Here is a 19,456-nt window from a genome sequence, read left to right as displayed (position 1 = left end):
GCGTACCTTTTGAGGAGAACCGTCTAACATACACAACGGCGACATCCGATGGAATCCCCGTACCGAATACACTCCCCTAAACCCTGCCCGACGGAGCGGCCGGCATGACTGACGGCACCGCCGCCGCTCACCCGTCCTCCCCGCTGGTCGAGTTTAAAAACGTCAGCGTGGTCCGGAACGGGAGAATTCTCCTCGACTCAGTATCGCTCACGATCCGGGAGGGAGAGCATATTGCCATCCTCGGGCCGAACGGTGCCGGAAAATCGTCGCTCATCAGGACGATCACCCGCGAGTACTACCCCTCCCGCCAGCGGCAGGACGTCACCTTCAGGTTCCGGGGGCGGGATACGTGGGATGCCTTCGACCTTCGGTCCCACCTCGGGCTTGTCTCCGGCGACCTCCAGCAGACCTTCACCCGGAGCATATCGGGCCGCGAGGTCGTGCTCTCGGGGTTCTTCTCGAGCATCGGGCTCTTCCTCTCCCACGAGGTGACGGACGCGATGGAGCGAAAGGCGGACAAGATCCTCGAGTTCCTCGAGGTCGCCCACCTCGCCGACCGCCCGATGACGGAGATATCCTCGGGCGAGGCACGCAGGCTCCTGATCGGGAGGGCGCTGGTACACGACCCGGGTACCCTCCTCCTCGACGAGCCCACGAACAGCCTCGATCTCCACGCGCTCCACACCTTCAGAAAGACGCTCCGAAAGATTGCCCGGTCGGGCACCGGCGTCATCCTCGTGACCCACAATCTCCACGACATCATCCCCGAGATCTCCCGTGTCGTCCTGATGCGGGACGGCGCCGTCCGGATGGACGGCCCAAAGGCGGAAGTCCTGACCGACGGGGCCGTCGGCGACCTCTTCCGCGTCCCGGTCCGCGTCCGGGAAGAGGACGGCTACTATTACGCGACGGGCTACTGAACGGGAGGTGCCCTTTTCCCGAAGTACCACCCGGCAACCGCACCGACTGCGGTGCCCGCAACCGCGCCGGGCAGCCCGGCGAGCATCAGTCCCGCGATCATCCCGAGCGCCGCTCCGACTCCGGCATATCCGCCTGCAAAATCTGCCATACCTATCCGGTGTGCCCCTCCGCCGTAAGTAGCCGCCGGGGCAACACTTAAGAACCCGATGCAGCATCCCGGGAAACGGGATGACAGGAGACGCAAATACCACAATCGTCCGGGACCTCATGGCGGAGTTCGCCGGCCTGACCGGGCTAGACCCCCCTCGCGCCCGCCCGCGGCGCTACCTCTGGACGGACGCCTACGCGGTCTGCAACTACCTCGAACTCTTCCGCCGGACGGGTGACGGGACCTACCGCGATCTCGCCCTCCGCCTCGTCGACCAGGTGCACCACACCCTCGGCCGGCACCGCGACGACGACTCTCGCACGGGCTGGATCAGCGGTTTACCCGAAGAGGAGGGTGAGGCGCACCCGACCCGGGGCGGTCTCCGGATAGGAAAACCGCTTCCCGAACGAAAGCCCGGGGAACCGTTCGACGAGCGGCTGGAGTGGGAGCGGGACGGGCAGTACTACCATTACCTGACAAAGTGGATGCACGCGCTCAGCCGGGTGAGCCGGGTCACCGGAGACCCGGTCTACGTGCAGTGGGCGGTGGAGCTTGCAAAGGCCGCCCATGCCGCGTTCACCCACGTCCCCTCCTCCGGCGGCAGAAAGAGGACGTACTGGAAGATGAGCATCGATCTCGCCCGGCCGCTCGTCCCCGCGATGGGCCAGCATGACCCGCTCGACGGGTTCGTCACCTACAGCGAGCTCCGGGCGGCGGGAGGAAGGATCGATCTCACGCCCGAGATCGCCGACATGGCCGGGATCTGCCGGGGAGGAAGCCTTGCCACCGATGACCCGCTCGGCATCGGCGGTCTCCTCTTTGATGCCGGAAGGATCGTGCAGATCCTGGAGGGTTCCGGAAGGATAGCGCAGCTTGCCGGCCGGGAAGGATTCGCACATGAAAATCTGCTGGCTTCCGTCCTCGATGCGGCCCTCTCCGGCCTCGCACGCTTTTCCGGGGGCGGGACCCTTCGCTACCCCGCGGACTACCGTCTCGCCTTCCGGGAGTTCGGGCTCTCGATCGGGATCCGGGGGGTCGGCCCCCTCGCGGAACGGGTGCGTGAGAACCCGCCCCTCTCACGGCAGGCGGACGCTCTCATGCGGTACGTGCCGCTTGCCGACGAGATCGAGCGCTTCTGGACGGATCCAAAGAACCGGGAAGCCGGCACCTGGATGCAAAACCGGGAGATCAACACGGTGATGCTCGCCACCAGCCTTGCTCCCCGGGAGTTTCTGACAGTCTGAGGCTGCGACTCCTGCAGCCCTCCTTCCCGGGGACACCGTCACCCATACTATTTTAAGGAGAGACGATAATGCCGGGTTTAATCGGAGGAAAGAATCATGGCATCCGGACTGATGGATTACTTCAACAAACAGCCGAGGATCGGCCTTCTCAGCACCGCAAGCAAGGAGGGAAAAGTCGATGCGGCAATCTTCGGCTCGCCGATGATGCTCGACGAGAAGACCGTCGTCATGGGGCTCGGGAAGAACCGTACGTTTGAGTACCTGCAGGAGAACCCGAACGCCGTCTACACGATCGTGGAACAGGGAGAGACGATCATGGACTGGAAAGGGCTCCGGGTCTACCTGAAGATGAAGGAGTACGCGACCTCCGGAGAGACGCTGGACAACTACCGGAAGCAGATCGCACAAGTCGCCGGCGAGGACGCGGCGGCGATGATCCACGCCTCGGTGACGTTCGAGGTCAGTGAAATACGGCCCCTCATCGATATGGGGCAGGGCTGGGAGAAGTCCATCTGATTTTTTGGGAGGACACGCGTGGACGGGCTTTCCCGCCCTCCCCCTACTCCGAGAGGAACGGGAATATCCGCCGTAATTTCTCGTCGAGCGGTTTCTTCTTCTGCCAGGTATCTTCGAACGGGGTGCACGCGAGGTCTCCGCCGACCTCTCCCACCATGCACCCGCTCCGCCCCTCCGTCAGTGCCTCGACGGCGGCGACACCGAGGAGGCTCCCGAGCACCCGGTCGCGCAGCGTCGGGGGCCCGCCCCGCTGGAGGTGCCCGAGGACGACGACGCGGGATTCGAAGTTGAGGCGCTCGCTGACCTCCCGGGCAATCTCAAAGGAGACTCCCGGCGTCTTCCCCTCCGCCACCACCACGATCGCGCTCTTCTTCCCGATGGTGAACCCTTCCCGTATGCGCTCGCTGATCCGGGCGATCGAGACCTCTTCTTCCGGGATGACCAGTTCCTCGGCGCCGCCGGCGATGCCGCTCTCGAGCGCCAGGAATCCGGCCGTCCGCCCCATCACCTCGATGAAGAAGAGGCGTTCGTGCGACCGGGCCGTGTCGCGGATGCGGTCGATCGCCTCGACCGCACAGTTCGCCGCCGTATCGAACCCGATGCAGTAGTCGGTCCCGTAGACGTCGTTGTCGATGCTCCCCGGCACCCCCACGAGCGCCGCCGTATCCGCATCGGCGGCAAGCAGGCTTGCGCCGTGGAACGTCCCCTCGCCCCCGATCAGGACGATGCCGTCGAGCCCCATCCGCTCGATGGACGCTGCCGCCCTGAGCCTCCCTTCCCTGGTGTAGAAGTCCGGGTTCCGGGAGGTCTCGAGGATGGTGCCGCCCAGGTGAATGGTGTTTCGGATCGCTCTTCGGTCGAGCGGCACCGCGTCGCCGGCGATCAGCCCGGTATACCCCCGGCGTATCCCGATGACGGCAAGGTCGTTTGCGAGCGCGGTCCGAACCGCCGCCCGGATGCAGGCGTTCATGCCCGGGGCGTCACCGCCGCTCGTCAGGATGCCGATGCGCCTCATGGAGTCCCTGCATCGTCGAGCGCCGTGACGCCGGGGAGCGGCTTTCCCGCAAGCATCGTCAGCGCGGCTCCGCCGCCCGTCGAGACGTGGGTCATCTGGTCGGCAAGCCCGAACCGCACCACCGCATCCGTGGTCGAACCGCCGCCGATGACCGTGGTGCCGCGGAGATTGGCGAGAGCCGCGGCGACCCGGCGCGTCCCTTCTGCAAACTCCGGGATCTCGAAGACCCCCATCGGCCCGTTCCAGACAACGGTTCGCGAACCGGCAAGCTCCCGGGAGAACTCGTCGGCAGCCCCGGGCCCGATATCGGCGATGATACGGCCGTCCGGGATCTCCGCGGCAGGCACTACCCGGGTCGGGACACCCGCCTCGAGCCTCTCCGCGACGACGACGTCCCCGGGCAGGAGGAGGCGGACGCCGCGTTCAGTCGCCCTTTCCTCAAGTCTTCTGACGGCATCCAGGCGGTCGGTCTCGACGTATGACGCGCCGGCCCCGTACCCACGGCTCGCAAGGAACGTCGCCGCCATGCCTCCCCCGATAATGAGCGTGTCCACCCGGGAGATGATGTTATCGAGGACCTCCAGTTTGTCGCTCACCTTGGCCCCGCCGATCACGGCGGCAAACGGCCTCTCAGGGTCCTCCAGGATGCGCGCAAACGTTCCGATCTCCTTCTCCAGCAGGAGACCGGCCACCGCCGGCAGGTGCTCCGGGACGCCAACGACCGACGCATGGGCCCGGTGGGAGGCTCCAAAGGCATCGTTGACGTAGATCTCAGCGAGGCGGGCGAGTCTCTCCGCAAAGGCGGGGTCGTCTTTCTTCTCCTCCGGGTGGAACCGGAGGTTCTCGAGGAGAACGACATCCCCGCCGTTCATCGCCGCGACCGCGCTCTCCACCTCCGGCCCGATGCAGTCCCGGAGCGCGACGACCGGTTGGTCGAGGAGCACGGAGAGCCGGTTTGCCACGAGGACCAGGCGTAACCGCTCTTCCACCACGCCTTTCGGCCGGCCCAGGTGGGAGCAGAGGATGACCCGTGCGTCCCGTTCGCAGAGGTAGCGTATCGTCGGCAGGCTGGCCCGGATGCGGGTATCGTCGGCAATGGCACCGTCTTCGTCGAGCGGCACGTTGAAGTCGGCACGGACGAGCACCCGCTTGCCCCTCACATCGATCTCCCGGACGGTCTTCTTCCGTCTTGATATCACATTCTGCATACCGGCATACCCCCGGAGCAGCGGAGAACGGCACAGAGTGCCGGGACCCGGGTACGTGAAGAAGCCCCCTCCCTATCCGGCTTCCTGCTCCCTTCCGACCGCTCCCCGCTGAATTACGGTGTCGCAGTGCATGCGTGCATTGACATATATAGTGTTCGTCGCAGCTGCCCGGGGCAACAGTTCTTCAAAAATTGTCACCGGGCACGGTTCCGCACGCGGTTCCGTGGCCGGTTCGATTCCTGCTCTTGCAGCGGGCTCACCGCTCCAGGCGGCGCTCCCAGTAGGGTGTGTAGCCGTAGTGGCTGTACATGCCGGTGAGCCACTCGCGCTGGGCGGTCGTCGGCCAGTTATCCTTGTCAAAGCCCGGCGCGTTCTCCAGCCGCTCTTTGGGCACGTCCAGAACGAAGGAGTCGTCGGTCGCGTTGTACTGAAGAGCCTCCCAGGGGATGGCGAAGAGTTTGTCGCCGAGTCCCATGATACCCCCGAACGAGAGGGCGGCGTAGGCGATGCAGCCTTCATTGGTATCGATCACGACGTCCTTGATGCTCCCGAGGTCCTCGCCCCGCGGGTTTCTGACCGCATAGTCCGCAAGATCCTTTCCCCTTATAATATTCCGTGTCCCCACCTGCGTGGTAGCTCCTCTCATCTGAATCACATCTCCAGGATTGTGGAACATGCTGTTCCACGGCAAGAGAGTCAATACAGGGCGAGCAGTATTTAATTCTTATGGCAATATAACAAATTCGGCATAAAAATGGGATCGCTCTCCGGGATAGCAGCCGGAGGCGGCGTTGCCCGGAGCAGAACCTACTGTTTCGCCTCTTGCTTCCTCCGCCACTCACCGCCCGGCCCCTTCTCGTAGACCCGCTCCACCGCCGCCCAGGCGACCTTGTGGGCAACCTCCTCACGAGACTCCCGGGGGTTTCGCTGCTCCGAGGGGTCGGCATACTGCTCCCAGGCACTGTTGAAAGCCTCACGGTAGATCTCCCGGCCGTGCTCGGGAAGGAGTTCCCTCACCGGTCGGGGCAGGTCTTCGTTACTTGCATAATACGGCATACTCTCACCCGTTTCCAGTGCGACCGGGTGTGCCCTGCCCGGTATAAAAATGTTTCAGGCGTCCGTGGACGAACCGGGCCGGCACGAAATACCCTCGGCCGAACCGGACCCGGAGGGCGCGACCTGCAACCGGGCGTCGTCTCCCAGGTCATAGTGCTTCCTCAGGAATTGCCTGACGCTCAGCGATGCGACGTACTCCCTGTCCAGTTCCATGACGACCCCTTCGATACTCCGTGCCTGTTCGGAGATCTTCCGGGCAGCCTCGCCGTCCTGCAGGTCGGCAAGACCGACGATGACGGCGAGCGGGTTCTTGATGCGATCGCCAAGGCATGCGAGTTGCTCAATGTTCCGGTCGAGCTGCGAAGCGACCTCCTGCCGAAGGTGATCGTCGATCTTCCGATGCGCAACCGCGATGATCCCGGTGGGACTCCCCTCACTGTCGCCGATCGGTGAAAACCCGAAGATCACGGCAACCGGTTGATCCTGCGCGTCTATGAGGGTCGTCTCCATCCAGCGCACTGATACGGCCGGATCGGAGCACCCTGTCGATCCTCTGGAGACGCGATCCAGGAAGCAGGCTTTCTGGAACTCTGCAATAGAATCCCGGGCCATTATGGAAGAGAGGTGTTTTCCTGCCAGATCTTCCGGGTTATGCCCGAGGAGCCCCTTCACCGAGGGGCTCACCAACGTTATCGTGAGGCCTGGATCGAGGGATATGATCAGGTCGGAAGAGAAGGCAGTCAGGAAGTCATATCGTTGCCGGTACTCTTTGAGGCCCGTCTCCGCCCGGCTGGAATCCTGGCTGACGTGGTAGGTGTCCAGGCGCGCGCCCCGGGCCGGGCCGCCGGGGATCACGATGCTTGAATATTCCACACAGACTCCTCCTGCCAGAGTACGGGATGTGCAGTATCTCCTTGCCGGAATATTTTCGCAGAAGAAACAGGAGCCGATGAAATCCGCTTTTAAATTCTCGCCGTCCAGGAGGTTTGGGGAGATGCAGAGGGAGATGAATTCCACGGCATTCATGCCGATCGTTTCGTACCTGCTCACTTTGAAGAGCCCCTCCATGGCTTCGTTCATCCAGGCGATGGTCTGATCCGGGGCGACCAGCACGATTCCATCCTCCCAGCGGTCAACCAGCAGTACCAGAAGATCCCGGGCGGATACCGCAGCGCGCGACGCGTCCTGTGCGGAGCAACTGCTACGGTAAAGCAGCATCTCGGCTATCTGCTCTCTTTCTGATTTCTGCTTTCCGGTTCTGTGACAGTTCGTACTCGCCGCCCCGGAGTAATGCATTCGATCCCCGGAATATACATTAAAAATAACCGGTATAAATGGCTTTCTTACGGTTTCGCCGAAAGAATACAAGCCCTTTGTGAAATTACAACATGATTGGAACTTTACAATGGTACTGTACAATTTCGGTCAGAATGTAATATTTTCCTCTCCTCAATTGTGTACATTATGGAAGCACAGCATCTTATCATCTCGATACTTGTGGTTACGCTTTCGGGAGCCCTCAAACTGCAATTCGCGTATGGTTTCCTCGGCAACCACGTACCGATCACCGAATTTGCCGCCGCGGCGCTCATCGCATATGCAGCCTATGCATTCGATCGGGGTGTGGAGAATAAGGAGGATGAGAAACGAGGTGACCGGTTCAGGCAAACACTCCTGGGAACGGCGCTCATCGCCACAATCGGCGCATTCGTCCTCTACCCGAACCCCGCCCTTCTCGTGCCGTTCCTTGTCGCATACCTGTATGCGAAGGGCATCCGGGGGTACAGGCTGAAGGGGAGCAGGGGAATGAAAAACTGCATCGTCGCTCTCACCTGGTCGCTTGGCATCCTTATATTCCTCGGCACCTTCAGCCTGCCGGTCATGCTGGTCTGTCTTTTCTTCTTCTGTAAAAGCTTTGTCAATACCGTCATCTATGACGTTCGCGATGTCGATAAGGACAGAACGGCAGGTATCCTGACGATCCCGACAGTCCTCTCCCGGATGCAGGTCACTACCCTGCTGCTCGGTCTCAGCCTGATCGCCCACGTGGCGGTCTTCGGCGCATATTTCTCGGGCGTTATCGCCGGTATCGACGTTCTGCTCATCAGTTCGGTTCACAGCACCTTCTACATCGTCGCCTACTGCAACCGGTTCGAGATGTTTCGGAACACACTCGTCGATGGAGAATGGATCCTCTATACGGGCTATACGATTCTCCGGGATTGTGTTCTATAATGGTGAATGAGGTCTTTTCCAAATTTTATCGCTTCGGGGGACGTTGCGATGAGGTCCCGCGTGAAGTCATAACTTCCCGATTTGTAGAAGAACCCGATCGAGAGGAAGGTGTTCGTGACGGTGGCAGCGATCCGGGGGGCTTCCGGAGCGAGGTAGATCTCAAGATTGCCGTAATCACCGATCGGGTAGCCCGAGATGATATCCAAGACCTCCTGCGTGACCACGAGAGAGATCGTATCGACGCTCTCCGCCAGGCCCTTGAAGAACTCGGGGTAATCGGGGAAGAGAATCGGGGAGACGCCGTAAATCTCCCGGGTATTTCTCAGATAGTCGGTAAATACGCGATGCGGTTTTAAGATGTCGGATGGCTCGGAGGCGATGACCCTGGCATCGCGGATCTCACAGAGACGGAGAGCGAACTCATCCGGGAACGTAATGACATGGTCCGGAAAGGCTTCATAGAGCATCCGGAGGGTCTCAATGCTCTCTTTGAACCGTTCGAAGATGATGAGGTTTGCATGTCCCCTATCGGTCAGCAGGACCTCGCCGTCAGCTTCCCTGACAAAACCCACTTTCTTGAGGTAATTGACAGTAAAAGCGTAGGTCGAAGAGGGGATATGTTGTTTAATCTCATCTTTGGACTCTTGTCGCAGGAGTGCGTCCAGAACCTCTATCCGGCGCTCACTCGAAAAGATCTTCATGAAATCGGTGATTTTCATGTACCTTCTAATAGTTCGTCGGCGGCGTCACATTAATCTTCTTCTTTGAAGAGACGGTATATCGAATGCTCCGGGGAGTCGAACGTTCCCCGGTTCCGCTGAACGGCCAATACAGGGACTGCTCCTGCCGGCCCTCCTCTCTCGACGGGACGGCAGACGAGGATCTTCGTTACACCCATGAACGTCAACTGGCGAGCCATATCCCAGGCGAACAACACTCTCGCCGCCCTCTACGCGGCCTGCGAGGGCTCCGGGTACCACCTTGAGATCACCGGCGAACCGCGCACCGACGTCACCATCTACAGCCTGAACTCCATCAACGAACGCTTCTATCGTGACGAGATCGCGGGGGCGGATTGTATAACGATCGCCGGGGGCCCCCATGCTTCCGCCTGCTACCGCGAGGTGGCGGAGTATGCCGACTACGTCGTCGTCGGGGAAGGCGAGTACACGCTCCCGGCGCTTCTATCCGCCATCGAAGAGGGCAGGGACCCGCCTCCCGGCGTCGCCACTGCCGCCGGCTACACGCCTGCCCGCCACACCGTCCTCCTCGACGGTTACCCACCCTTCTCGCAGTTCAAGGGGTTCGTCGAGATCACCCGTGGATGCCCGTTCTCCTGCGGATACTGCCAGACGCCGCGTCTCTTCGGGCGGTGCATGCGCCACCGCTCCGTCGACGAGATCGCTCGCTATGCATCGCGCTACCGGGATATCAGGTTCGTCACCCCGAACGCGTTCGCCTACGGCTCGGACGGCATCCATCTCCGGCTTGATCGAGTGGAGCGGCTCCTCCGGAGCCTCGACGGGCGGATCTATTTCGGCACCTTCCCCGGTGAGGTGCGCCCGGAGTGCGTCTCGCGGCAGTCCGTCGAGCTCGTCCTCGACCACTGCGCCAACACCCGCCTGCACTTCGGGGCCCAATCGGGGAGCGATGCGGTGCTCCGCCGTCTGCACCGGGGGCATACCGTGGAGGACGTCGTCCGTGCCATCGATCTCTGCCGTGAGCACGGGCTCTTCCCGATCGTCGATTTCATTCTCGGGCTGCCGTTCGAGAGCGACGACGACCAGCGCGCAACGCTCGACCTCGTGAAACTGGTCGCCCGGGAGGGGAAGGCACACATCCACTATTTTATGCCGCTGCCCGGGACCCCGCTCCGAAACAGCCGCCCACGCCGGCTTCTTCCGGAGACGGAAAAGGTTCTTGGCAAACTGGCACTCAGCGGCAGGATAACCGGCTCATGGATGGATCATGAGATAAGGTTTTTTAGACGCACTTCTCACCTATAGTGCATGACGGATGTGCTACTCTTAGCAGATCTGCACGGTAACTACGGAAAGCTTGATGCTTTTCTCAGCTACGACTACGATGCAGTCATCATTGCAGGCGACATCACCAACTTTGGTCCACTTGAGCCTGTAGATTCGGTACTCTCCAACTTTGAAGTACCGTGTTTCGCAATCCCCGGCAACTGTGATCCCCGCGAGATCATCGACGTGCTTGAGCGCTCGGATGCGGTCTGTCTGCACAACTCGTGGATCGCCCTTGGCAAGATAACGCTCGCCGGTCTCGGGGGTTCGAACAAGACCCCCTTCAATACGCCGTTTGAGCTGACGGAAGAAGAGATTGACAGAGAACTCACCCGGATCGCCAACCACATGGACAAAAATGTCCACAACGTCCTGCTCAGCCATGCCCCGCCGTACGAGGCACTGGATTCCGTCAGCGAGGATCACGTCGGGAGCCGGAGCATCAGGAAGCACATGACCCGGTTCGACCTGGTCTGCTGTGCCCACATCCACGAGGCACGGGGTATAACCGAGGTCGACGGCGTCACCGTCGTCAATCCCGGACCCGCCTCAGAAGGCTACGGCGCTATCATCCACTTCGGGAAGGAGCCGAAAGATATCCATATCGACCTTATTGCTGTCTAGACAGCAGCATCTCCAGATACGAGGTGTAGATCGGTGGACCGTCTACACCCAATTCTTTTGCAATCACTCCGATCCGGTCGGCAGCGTCCTCTTTATCGTCTTCTGTCAGTATCTCGATCTCGATGAACGTCCCGAGCCCCTCGACGTCGTCGAGCGTGACCGTCACGTCCCCCATCTCGTAGAACTCCCGCATTTTTGAGACCGTGGCGGCAAGCCGGAAACCGAGACGGGAGAGGATCCCCTCGAGGGTTTCCCCCGAGGCTACCTTCAGGTTGAACTCCTCGCGGGCCTTTGCGCTCCCGACCCGGACCCTTGGCCCTTTGTAGGTCACGGTAAACCCGGTATCGTCGTACCTGACCCGCAACGCCTCGTCGGTCTGCCCGAAATCACGGTGGGGGGCGTTGTAGTAGACATCGCGTTCCCGCTGCCGCCGGGCCATCTGCACTCCCTTTCTGTCGAGCCGGACCCTGACGTCCTCCGGGTCTCTGACCCCAAACTTTGCTTCCACTTCGAGCATGCCAGTCGCACCAGATCGTCTCTCGCGAGCGACGATAAACCCTCACTGCACGGCCCGGGCCGGACCGGAGACCTTCTGCCGGATCAGGTCTCTCTGCTGCCGTGCGGCGGCGAGGAGAGCGTCATCCCCGAGACGCTCTGCAGAGACGATCGCGCGCTCGGTCAGCACCAGGGCCGTATCGTAATCCTCGCGATGGTAGAACCGGACCCCGAGTTCCAGGCTCAGGTCCGCCGCCTTTCCGTGCTCCCGCGCGTGGAAGAAGTGGCAGGCAAGCGAGAGAAGGACGTGCAGCCTGCCGGAGAGGCGGTGCATGGAACGTTCGAAGCAGTCTGCCGCACGGGCGTTAAGCGCAACTCTTGCGTCTGCAGAGAGCCCGTGCCTGCAGTGCTCCTGCAGGAGGGGGTGTGCGAAGGCGTACTCCCCGCCCGGGAGCCTCCGGAATATGCCGCTCTCCTGCATCCTGTCGGTCATCAGCGTCACATCCGCCCCCTGGAGATCGAGCATGCAGGCCATGACCTGCACCGGGAGCGGGGGGTTTAAGACGCAGAGATTCTCCGCCCACGCCCTCCCCGACTCGGGGAGCGTGGCAAAGGCGAGTCCTGCCGGGTCCTCCGCCCCGGCGAGCACGTCCGCGATGGTTGCCCGGGACGGTGCAAGACCCCGGTGGCGCAGGGCGTTGAAGCAGGCCATGAGGCTGAACGGGTCGCCCGAGGTCTCCTCGAGGAGGCCGGCGGCTGCGTCGTCGATGGAGAGATCAAACCGCTTCTCCCCCATCTCCCGGATCTCGTGCCGCTGCATCCCGGAGAGCGGCACTTCCGGTATCCCGGAACCTCGAAGTTCCTCCCGCATCGTTGCGTATCCGGAGCCGCCCCCATCTTCCGTCCGGCAGGTGAAGGCGAGGAGGATGCCGGGCGGGAGGTCGTGCATGACATCCCGGAGGAGGCGGCGATCGAGGCTCGAGGCGAGATGGACATCGTCGAGCAGGACCGCCGCAACACGGCCGGTCCCGACCATCAGTCTCCCGAGTTCCCCGAGCAGCTCCTCGAACGCCTGGTGTACCCGGTCGTACCCTACCCCGGGCGACCGGGCGAAGATACCGATGATCTCTTCGCCGGTCCTCGAGAGCAGACCGACCGGCTCCACCGTGGCGGCATACTTCTCGAAGACGTCGTCGGCATACCGGATCGCCTCTTTCATGCCTTCGGCATCGAGGGTGTCCCCGAATCTTGCGGATGCGGCAGAGCGCTGCAGGTCTTTCAACAGTTCCCGAAATGCAGAGAAGATCATTCCCGGGAGGTCGAAGACCTCACCCCTGAGGACGGGAGACTGCAGCCCGCCGGGGCGTTCCTGCACCTCGTATGCGAGCCGGTTTAAGAGAGAACTCTTTCCGATACCGGGCGGGCCGGAGATCATCACCGCCTGCCCGTGTTCTCCTGCACGCGAGAGAACGGCCGAAAGCCGTTCACGCTCCTCCTGTCTGCCGCAGAACTCCTCCGGGGGAGAGGGGGCATACGATACACCCCAGGCCCGCTGCTGCACCTCAACCATGATCCTGCCCGCCGGGGTGTTCCGGTGGACAGTATAAATACCATTCCATCCAAATAAAGTGGGACAACGAGATGCAGGCATGCGGCGGGCCGGTACGGAAGGCGTACCGGAGCCATAATGCGTCTGCTATCCAGGGTGAATGGAATGGCACTTCAGGAAGGAGATTTTATCAGGCTCAGATACACCGGCCGCGTCGGTGAGAATATCTTCGATACCACGGATGAGGAGAACGCAAAGGAAGAAGGGATCTACAACCCGCGAGCGGAGTACGGTCCGGTCACCGTTCGCCTGGGGAGCCACCACGTCATCATCGGCCTTGAGGACGAACTGATAGGCAAGGATGTCGGCGCCGAGGGAGAGGTCGACGTCCCGCCCGAGAAGGCGTTCGGGGCACACGAGGAAGATGGTGTCCGGTCCGTCCCGGTCACGCAGTTCCGCGAGAAACCCAAGCGTGGAACCCGGATCGAGGTCGAAGGCCGCGAGGGCGTCGTCGTCGACGTCATCGGAAGGCGTGCGGTCGTCGACTTCAACCACCCGCTTGCCGGGAAGACCCTGAACTACTCTTATGCAATCCTCGAGAAGGTCGAGGACCCGGTAGAACAGATCAAGGGTCTCATCAAGCTCTTCTCGGGCCGGACCGACATCGAGATCAGCATCGCCGACGGAGTGGCCGAACTGGCGCTTCCTCCCGCGATCGCATACGACAGGCGCTGGATGGTCTGGCGGGGCACCCTCGTCCGCGAGATATTTGAAAACTATCCCGATATCAACGACGTCGTCATGAAGGAGACGGTCTCCCGCCCGGCGACGCCGGAGACGGCGCCCGAGATTACCGAGATCGAAGAGACGGAAGAGTCCGAGGAGTAATCCCCCTCCCTCTCACGTTTTGCTTTTTTGAAGAGCGTTTCCGCCGGCAGTACCCTTCTTTAGGTACCGGGCCGAATGTATTCTGGAACCAATGGCGACACTACAGGGAATGAGCGGGGTCGATCTTCGGGCACTGGTGGCGGAGGCCGCCGATCGCCTCCCGCTCTGGGTCGGCAAGATCTACCAGTTCGACGCGAAGACCCTCGGTATCAGGCTGAACGGGGAAGACCGGGCAAAGTATCTGTTCCTCGTCGAGACGGGACGGCGTGCCCACTTCACCGCGGAGTTCCCCACACCCCCGAAGAATCCGCCGAGTTTCGCGATGCTGCTCAGGAAGCACCTCGAAGGCGGAAAGGTGCTCGGCATCCGCCAGCTCGGGCTCGAGCGCACCGTGAGCATCGACGTCGGAAAGAGGGACACGACCTATCACCTCATCTTCGAACTCTTCGACGAGGGGAACGCGGTCCTCTGCGACGAAGGGTATACGATAATAAAGCCCCTCTGGCACCACCGGTTCAAGACCCGGGAGGTGGTCCCCGGCGCGGTCTACGCCTTCGAGGGGTCCGACTGCTCGACGCTCCCTCCTGTTGAGTTCCGGACAATGCTTGCCGGGTCCGACCGCGACATCGTCCGGACGCTCGCCGTCGGGTGCATGCTCGGCGGCGCGTATGCCGAAGAAGTCTGCAGGACGGCGGGCGTCGAGAAGAGCGCCGCAGCCGCGGAAGTGAACGCGGAGGCGGTCCGGGAAGCGTTCGATCGCCTGATGACCGATGTTGCGAGACGCAACGAGCCGGTGATAACGCCGTCCGGGTGCTGGCCGGTGGTGCTTGCCGGCGAGGAGGTTCGCGAGCGGTTTGCGACCTTCAGCGAGGCTCTGGATGCATTCTACCCGAAGGTGGCGGGCGAGAAGGAGGAGGCCGGAGCCGAGAAACCTCGCCTCTCCCAGGCGGAGGTGATCCGTCGGCGCCAGGCGGAGGCTATTAAGGGGTTTGAGAAGAAGATCGAGCGGTACGAACGAGTCGTGGAGGTGCTCTACGAGAACTACACCGCAGTCACCGGGATCATAACGACGCTCGACGAAGCAAGCAGAGATCGCTCGTGGCAGGAGATCGAGCAGGTCCTCAAGTCGAACAGCGGGAATGCGGCGGCAAAGATGGTCCGTGCGGTCCACCCTGCCGAGGCGGCGGTGGAACTCGGTCTTGAAGAGGAGCGGGTGAAGGTCTACGTCCACGAGACGATGGAGCAGAACCTCGGCCGCTACTACGATTTCATCAAGAAGTTCAAGAAGAAGAAGACGGGCGCACTCGCGGCGATGGAGCGGATGGTCCCCGAGAAGCCCCGGCATAAACAGAACCTTGCCCTCTTGAAGAAGCGGTGGTACCACCGGTTCCGCTGGTTCACTACCACCGACGGCACTCTCGTCATCGGCGGCCGGGACGCCTCCCAGAACGAGGAACTCGTCAAGAAGTACATGGAGGGGGGTGACCTCTTCGTTCACGCCGACGTCCACGGCGGGAGCGTCGTCATCGTGAAGGGCGCGACCGAACGCCTGGACGAGGCCGTGCAGTTTGCCGCATCCTACTCCAACGCCTGGAAGGCCGGGCACTTCACGGCGGACGTCTACGCCGCCCGCCCCGACCAGGTGAGCAAGACGCCTGAGTCCGGAGAGTACGTGGCGAGGGGCGCTTTCATCGTCCGCGGAGAGCGGCAGTACTTCCGGAACGTCCCCCTCGGCGTGGCGATCGGTCTTGCGATGGCGCCCGAGGTCGCCGTCATCGGCGGCCCCCCCGGTGCCGTCAGCGGGCGGACGAAGGTGAGTGTGGAACTCCGTCCCGGGCAGTTCGAACCGAACGACACCGCAAAGAAGGTAGTCCGGGCACTCAGGGATAAACTCTCGGAAGACGAGTGGAAAGGGCTCAAGAACGCCCTGAACACCGAGGCGGTCGCCGCATTCGTCCCGCCGGGGGGCTCCGATATCGTGGAACCATGAAGGCTGAAGTTCGGGAGATGAAGAAGCGGTTCGGCGAGATACGTCTCTTCCCGGAGACGCTCGACGACATCTGGCACCTCTCCCACCTGGTCGGGCCGGGAGATCTCGTCTTTGCGACGACCTTCCGGAGCGTGGAGGCGGCAACCGACAAACTCCGGCCGGAGAAGGCCGAGAAGCGGCCGGTCCGGCTCGGGATCCGGGTCGAGAAGGTGGAGTTCCACCAGCACACGAACCGCCTCCGCATCGGCGGCACCATCGAAAGCGGGGTGGACGTCACTGCACACCACACCTTAAACGTCGAGATCGGGTTCGAGATCTCGGTCGTCAAACAGTGGCGGCCCGTCGACTGCGAGCGGATCCGGCGGGCTGTCGATGCTTCCGCGTACGGCGTTGTTCACGTCGTGAGCGTCGAGGAGGGGGAAGCGCAGGTCTACCGCCTGCGCCAGTTCGGCCCGGAGTGGGTGACCACTGTTACGGTCGGGAGCAGCAAGGGTGCCGATGCCGGCACCCGGTCGGTGCTCTTCGAGAAGACGCTTGAGGCGCTTGCCGCGGTCACCGGCCCCCTGGTCGTCGCGGGCCCGGGATTCGTGAAGGACGAGTTCGCGAATTACGTGAAAGCCCGTGCTCCCGACCTCGCGGAACGGATGGTCGCGGTCGAGACACGACGCATCGGGCGAGGCGCCGTGCAGGAGGTCATCGGGCAGGGAATCCTCGAGCGGTTGCTCGGCGACCTCCACCTTGCGCGGGAGGTCAGGATGATGGACGAAGTCCTGCACCGGATCGCGACCGAAGGCGCCGTCGCCTACGGCATCGACGAGGTCAGGAAGGCGATTGCCTACGGTGCGGCGGAGACGGTGCTGGTCTCCGACACCCTGCTCCGGGACGAAGAGGCTATGGGTGTCATCGAACAGGCCGAGCAGGTCAACGCAACGGTCGTGGTGATGAGCACCGAGTTCGAGCCGGGAGAGCGCCTCGCGGCCCTCGGCGGTGCTGCGGCGCTCCTGCGGTACAGGATCGAGTGAGGCCGCTCGCCGGAAGTTGCCTACCTTTATAACCGGAGAACACCCTATTATGTAGTAATTCCGTCAATCCGGGGAGTGGCCGGGAGCCTGTTTTCTCCGCCGGGCCACCGTCCCGAAGAGACTTCCCTTTCCGGAATGGCGTAACACTGGTGTCACGATGAGCGAGAATGCGGTAGCAGAAGAGGTTGAGAAGACACGGCCGCGGACCCGTGCCGAGAAACAGGTCGAGCACAGAAATCGGATAAAGCGGACGCTTATAGCCTGTTTCATGGGCATCCTGACCGGAGGACTCTCGTTCTACCTCTCCGGCACCCCGGACCCGGTCACCGGCCTCCAGGCGAACGCCATCATAGGCCTTCTGCTCCTGATGGCGGGCGTCGTCTTCCAGAAGCACATCTTCATGCTCCTTGGGGTCGACTACATGGAACTGACCGGCAAGGACTGGTTCTACCAGAGTTTCATGACGTTCGCGCTCTGGTTCATGACCTGGACGATCCTCTTGACCACTACCGTCCTGTGATCTCCCATGCGTATTGCTGTTGTACACCGTGATCGGTGCCACCCCGCCAAGTGCGGCACCGAGTGCATCCTCTACTGCCCGCGTGTCCGGACCGGCGACGAGACCGTCGTCATCGGCGAAGACCAGAAAGCCGTCATATCCGAGGAACTCTGTGTCGGATGCGGCATCTGCGTGAAGAAGTGCCCGTTCGAGGCCCTCGACATCGTCAACCTTCCCGAACAGCTCGACCGGCCGATCCACCGCTACGGCCAGAACGGTTTCGTCCTCTACGGCCTTCCGATCCCCGTCGAGGGGAAGGTCACCGGCATTCTGGGTCCGAACGGTATCGGCAAGAGCACGTCGGTGAAGATCCTCTCGGGCACGCTCGTCCCGAACCTGGGGAGGACCGACACCGAGGTCTCGTGGAAGGAAGTCCTCGACCTCTACCAGGGAACCGAGCTCTTCGACTACCTCCAGTTGCTCTCGCAGAAGAACGTGAAGGTCGCCGTGAAGCCGCAGTATATCGACCAGATCCCGAAGGTCTTTACCGGGTCGGTGCGCGACCTCCTCGCGACCACCGACGAGCGCGGCAAACTCGACTACTACATCGACCGGTTATCGCTTGCGGCGGTCATCGACCGGCCAATAGCGACCCTCTCCGGCGGCGAGCTGCAGCGGGTGGCGATCACCGCCTGTCTTTCGCGTGACGCCGACTTCTACTTCCTCGATGAGATCACGCCGTACCTCGACGTCTACCAGCGGATGGCCGCCGCGAACCTCATCCGGGAACTCGCCCTGGAGCGGCCGGTCGTGATCGTCGAGCACGACCTTGCCATCCTCGATATGCTTGCCGATACCGTGCACATCGCCTACGGAGAACCGGCGGTCTTCGGCGTCATCACCCACCCGAAAGGCGTCCGGGTGGGGATCAACCAGTACCTGGAGGGCTTCCTCCCGGAGGAGAACGTCAGGTTCAGGACGTATGCGGTGACGTTCGATACCCGGGCCCACGCTTCCGAGTCGGACCGGGAGGTGCTTCTTGCGTTCCCGTCGATGACGAAGCGTTTCGAGCAGTTCTCGCTCACCGTCGACGGCGGGGAGATCCGGAGCGGGGAAGTCCTCGGGGTGCTCGGGGCGAACGGCATCGGGAAGAGCACGTTCGCCCAGCTCCTTGCCGGGGTGCTCGAACCCGACACCGGGTCGATGGATACCCGGGTGCGGATCTCCTACAAGCCGCAGTACCTCAAAGGGGACTCGGAGGCGACCGTCGAGGAGATCCTCCGGCAGACGACGACGAAGTTCGACACCTCGTTCTACCAGCACGAGATCTTAGAGCCCCTCTCGCTCTCGCAGCTCCTCCAGGCGCCGGTGAACACGCTCTCCGGCGGCGAACTCCAGCGGGTGGCCATCGCGGTCTGCCTCTCGCGCGACGCCGACCTCTACATCTTAGACGAGCCGAGCGCTCACCTCGACGTGGAGCAGCGGGTGAAGATCTCCCGGATGATCAGGAAACACGCAGAAGGGCGGGATGCGAGCACGCTCGTGATCGACCACGACATCTACGTCATCGACATGATCAGCGACCGGATCCTGGTCTTCGAGGGCGAGCCGGGTCTGCACGGCAAGGCCGCCGGGCCGTTCGATATGGCGCCGGGCATGAACCGGTTCCTCGAGGCGCTCGGGATCACCTTCCGGCGGGACAAGAGCGGGCGGCCGCGGATCAACAAGCCGGGTTCGTTCCTGGACCGCGAACAGGTCGCCGCCGGGGAATACTACTACGCGGAGATCTCGAAGTCGTGAAGTGGCACGACCACTCTCTTTTGACGAGATGCTGGAACATTAGCGGTGCGAAAAAAGCCCGATACACTGGAGCGTCAGCCCCTCGCACCTAACGGTGCTCGTGCTCCTGCCCTTCGGCCAGTCGCACTCCCCCAATGGCGATATCCCCTGGGAATCCGTGTCCGGGAGCGTCGATGAACCGGACTCAGTTTCCGACAAAACCTTCGTGGGCCCGGGAAC

Annotated in this window: 20 protein-coding genes; 11 read left to right on the top strand and 9 right to left on the bottom strand. The window is 62.4% G+C overall.

The window, feature by feature from the left end:
* The first annotated feature begins 104 nt into the window (after positions 1-104).
* Entirely contained in the window at positions 105-920 is an 816-nt protein-coding gene (locus tag DIC75_RS11165; protein WP_250988113.1) for an ABC transporter ATP-binding protein, read from the top strand.
* Here DIC75_RS11165 and DIC75_RS11160 read toward each other — a convergent pair.
* Positions 914-1,069, bottom strand: coding sequence for a hypothetical protein (locus DIC75_RS11160; protein ID WP_250988112.1), 156 nt, complete (start codon positions 1,067-1,069; stop codon positions 914-916). The genes DIC75_RS11165 and DIC75_RS11160 overlap by 7 nt on opposite strands.
* Before the next feature lie 80 nt (positions 1,070-1,149).
* Here DIC75_RS11160 and DIC75_RS11155 point away from each other — a divergent pair, with 80 nt between their 5' ends.
* The gene (locus tag DIC75_RS11155) at positions 1,150-2,313 is read left to right on the top strand and encodes a hypothetical protein (RefSeq protein ID WP_250988111.1); all 1,164 of its coding nucleotides are present in this window, start codon (positions 1,150-1,152) and stop codon (positions 2,311-2,313) included.
* A gap of 96 nt (positions 2,314-2,409) precedes the next feature.
* Positions 2,410-2,829, top strand: coding sequence for a pyridoxamine 5'-phosphate oxidase family protein (locus DIC75_RS11150; RefSeq protein ID WP_250988110.1), 420 nt, complete (start codon positions 2,410-2,412; stop codon positions 2,827-2,829).
* 43 nt (positions 2,830-2,872) lie between these two features.
* Here DIC75_RS11150 and pfkA read toward each other — a convergent pair whose 3' ends face one another.
* From pfkA to DIC75_RS11125, 5 genes are all read right to left on the bottom strand, one after another.
* Positions 2,873-3,844, bottom strand: coding sequence for a 6-phosphofructokinase (gene pfkA, locus DIC75_RS11145; protein WP_250988109.1), 972 nt, complete (start codon positions 3,842-3,844; stop codon positions 2,873-2,875).
* Complete coding sequence (locus DIC75_RS11140; RefSeq protein WP_250988108.1) at positions 3,841-5,052, bottom strand: phosphoglycerate kinase; 1,212 nt, start codon at positions 5,050-5,052, stop codon at positions 3,841-3,843. Before DIC75_RS11140 ends, pfkA begins: the two co-directional genes overlap by 4 nt.
* A 256-nt stretch (positions 5,053-5,308) precedes the next feature.
* Positions 5,309-5,698 carry a PRC-barrel domain-containing protein gene (locus tag DIC75_RS11135; protein WP_250988107.1) on the bottom strand — a complete coding sequence of 130 codons (390 nt, stop codon included), beginning with the start codon at positions 5,696-5,698 and terminating at the stop codon, positions 5,309-5,311.
* A 161-nt stretch (positions 5,699-5,859) separates the two neighbouring features.
* Positions 5,860-6,108, bottom strand: a complete 249-nt coding sequence (locus DIC75_RS11130; protein ID WP_250988106.1) for a ChaB family protein — start codon at positions 6,106-6,108, stop codon at positions 5,860-5,862.
* Positions 6,109-6,162: 54 nt separating this feature from the next.
* Complete coding sequence (locus DIC75_RS11125; RefSeq protein WP_250988105.1) at positions 6,163-7,326, bottom strand: PAS domain-containing protein; 1,164 nt, start codon at positions 7,324-7,326, stop codon at positions 6,163-6,165.
* 246 nt (positions 7,327-7,572) lie between these two features.
* Here DIC75_RS11125 and DIC75_RS11120 point away from each other — a divergent pair, with 246 nt between their 5' ends.
* Entirely contained in the window at positions 7,573-8,343 is a 771-nt protein-coding gene (locus tag DIC75_RS11120; RefSeq protein ID WP_250988104.1) for a UbiA prenyltransferase family protein, read from the top strand.
* On the opposite strand, the gene DIC75_RS11115 is transcribed toward DIC75_RS11120, so the two are convergent.
* A complete protein-coding gene (locus DIC75_RS11115) occupies positions 8,313-9,044 on the bottom strand; it encodes a helix-turn-helix transcriptional regulator (RefSeq protein ID WP_250988103.1) in 732 nt (243 codons plus the stop codon). The genes DIC75_RS11120 and DIC75_RS11115 overlap by 31 nt on opposite strands.
* 195 nt (positions 9,045-9,239) lie before the next feature.
* Between DIC75_RS11115 and DIC75_RS11110 the strand changes: the two genes are divergently transcribed.
* The gene (locus tag DIC75_RS11110) at positions 9,240-10,349 is read left to right on the top strand and encodes a TIGR04013 family B12-binding domain/radical SAM domain-containing protein (protein ID WP_250988102.1); all 1,110 of its coding nucleotides are present in this window, start codon (positions 9,240-9,242) and stop codon (positions 10,347-10,349) included.
* A 3-nt stretch (positions 10,350-10,352) separates the two neighbouring features.
* A complete protein-coding gene (locus DIC75_RS11105; RefSeq protein WP_250988101.1) occupies positions 10,353-10,994 on the top strand; it encodes a metallophosphoesterase family protein in 642 nt (213 codons plus the stop codon).
* On the opposite strand, the gene cyaB is transcribed toward DIC75_RS11105, so the two are convergent.
* A complete protein-coding gene (gene cyaB, locus DIC75_RS11100; RefSeq protein WP_250988100.1) occupies positions 10,981-11,511 on the bottom strand; it encodes a class IV adenylate cyclase in 531 nt (176 codons plus the stop codon). The genes DIC75_RS11105 and cyaB overlap by 14 nt on opposite strands.
* A 42-nt stretch (positions 11,512-11,553) precedes the next feature.
* A complete protein-coding gene (locus DIC75_RS11095; protein ID WP_250988099.1) occupies positions 11,554-13,059 on the bottom strand; it encodes an AAA family ATPase in 1,506 nt (501 codons plus the stop codon).
* Between the two features lie 144 nt (positions 13,060-13,203).
* Here DIC75_RS11095 and DIC75_RS11090 point away from each other — a divergent pair, with 144 nt between their 5' ends.
* From DIC75_RS11090 to DIC75_RS11070, 5 genes are all read left to right on the top strand, one after another.
* Positions 13,204-13,926: a peptidylprolyl isomerase gene (locus DIC75_RS11090; protein WP_250988098.1), complete on the top strand. Its 723-nt coding sequence runs from the start codon at positions 13,204-13,206 to the stop codon at positions 13,924-13,926.
* A gap of 91 nt (positions 13,927-14,017) precedes the next feature.
* Entirely contained in the window at positions 14,018-15,916 is a 1,899-nt protein-coding gene (gene rqcH / locus DIC75_RS11085; protein ID WP_250988097.1) for a ribosome rescue protein RqcH, read from the top strand.
* On the top strand, positions 15,913-16,938 hold the full coding sequence (locus DIC75_RS11080) for an mRNA surveillance protein pelota (protein ID WP_250988096.1): 1,026 nt from the start codon (positions 15,913-15,915) through the stop codon (positions 16,936-16,938). Before rqcH ends, DIC75_RS11080 begins: the two co-directional genes overlap by 4 nt.
* 157 nt (positions 16,939-17,095) lie before the next feature.
* Entirely contained in the window at positions 17,096-17,458 is a 363-nt protein-coding gene (locus DIC75_RS11075; RefSeq protein WP_250988095.1) for an EMC6-like membrane protein, read from the top strand.
* Between the two features lie 6 nt (positions 17,459-17,464).
* Positions 17,465-19,237 (top strand): ribosome biogenesis/translation initiation ATPase RLI, encoded by a 1,773-nt coding sequence (locus DIC75_RS11070; protein ID WP_250988094.1) that lies wholly within the window; start codon positions 17,465-17,467, stop codon positions 19,235-19,237.
* Positions 19,238-19,456: the final 219 nt, after the last annotated feature.

Origin of the sequence: Methanoculleus oceani (assembly GCF_023702065.1) — an archaeon.
GTDB lineage: Archaea > Halobacteriota > Methanomicrobia > Methanomicrobiales > Methanoculleaceae > Methanoculleus > Methanoculleus oceani.
The sequence above is the reverse complement of the archived record's forward strand: the minus strand, read 5'-3'. Positions and strand labels throughout refer to the sequence as shown.

Coding starts and splice junctions, on each gene's coding strand:
- DIC75_RS11080 (WP_250988096.1), top strand. CDS start 15,913: ATGAAGGCTGAAGTTCGGGAGATGAAGAAGCGGTTCGGCGAGATACGT.
- DIC75_RS11115 (WP_250988103.1), bottom strand. CDS start 9,044: ATGAAGATCTTTTCGAGTGAGCGCCGGATAGAGGTTCTGGACGCACTC.
- DIC75_RS11130 (WP_250988106.1), bottom strand. CDS start 6,108: ATGCCGTATTATGCAAGTAACGAAGACCTGCCCCGACCGGTGAGGGAA.
- DIC75_RS11090 (WP_250988098.1), top strand. CDS start 13,204: ATGGCACTTCAGGAAGGAGATTTTATCAGGCTCAGATACACCGGCCGC.
- DIC75_RS11110 (WP_250988102.1), top strand. CDS start 9,240: ATGAACGTCAACTGGCGAGCCATATCCCAGGCGAACAACACTCTCGCC.
- rqcH (WP_250988097.1), top strand. CDS start 14,018: ATGGCGACACTACAGGGAATGAGCGGGGTCGATCTTCGGGCACTGGTG.
- DIC75_RS11120 (WP_250988104.1), top strand. CDS start 7,573: ATGGAAGCACAGCATCTTATCATCTCGATACTTGTGGTTACGCTTTCG.
- DIC75_RS11125 (WP_250988105.1), bottom strand. CDS start 7,326: ATGCTGCTTTACCGTAGCAGTTGCTCCGCACAGGACGCGTCGCGCGCT.
- DIC75_RS11165 (WP_250988113.1), top strand. CDS start 105: ATGACTGACGGCACCGCCGCCGCTCACCCGTCCTCCCCGCTGGTCGAG.
- DIC75_RS11160 (WP_250988112.1), bottom strand. CDS start 1,069: ATGGCAGATTTTGCAGGCGGATATGCCGGAGTCGGAGCGGCGCTCGGG.
- pfkA (WP_250988109.1), bottom strand. CDS start 3,844: ATGAGGCGCATCGGCATCCTGACGAGCGGCGGTGACGCCCCGGGCATG.
- cyaB (WP_250988100.1), bottom strand. CDS start 11,511: ATGCTCGAAGTGGAAGCAAAGTTTGGGGTCAGAGACCCGGAGGACGTC.
- DIC75_RS11140 (WP_250988108.1), bottom strand. CDS start 5,052: ATGCAGAATGTGATATCAAGACGGAAGAAGACCGTCCGGGAGATCGAT.
- DIC75_RS11095 (WP_250988099.1), bottom strand. CDS start 13,059: ATGGTTGAGGTGCAGCAGCGGGCCTGGGGTGTATCGTATGCCCCCTCT.
- DIC75_RS11075 (WP_250988095.1), top strand. CDS start 17,096: ATGAGCGAGAATGCGGTAGCAGAAGAGGTTGAGAAGACACGGCCGCGG.
- DIC75_RS11105 (WP_250988101.1), top strand. CDS start 10,353: ATGACGGATGTGCTACTCTTAGCAGATCTGCACGGTAACTACGGAAAG.
- DIC75_RS11070 (WP_250988094.1), top strand. CDS start 17,465: ATGCGTATTGCTGTTGTACACCGTGATCGGTGCCACCCCGCCAAGTGC.
- DIC75_RS11135 (WP_250988107.1), bottom strand. CDS start 5,698: ATGAGAGGAGCTACCACGCAGGTGGGGACACGGAATATTATAAGGGGA.
- DIC75_RS11150 (WP_250988110.1), top strand. CDS start 2,410: ATGGCATCCGGACTGATGGATTACTTCAACAAACAGCCGAGGATCGGC.
- DIC75_RS11155 (WP_250988111.1), top strand. CDS start 1,150: ATGACAGGAGACGCAAATACCACAATCGTCCGGGACCTCATGGCGGAG.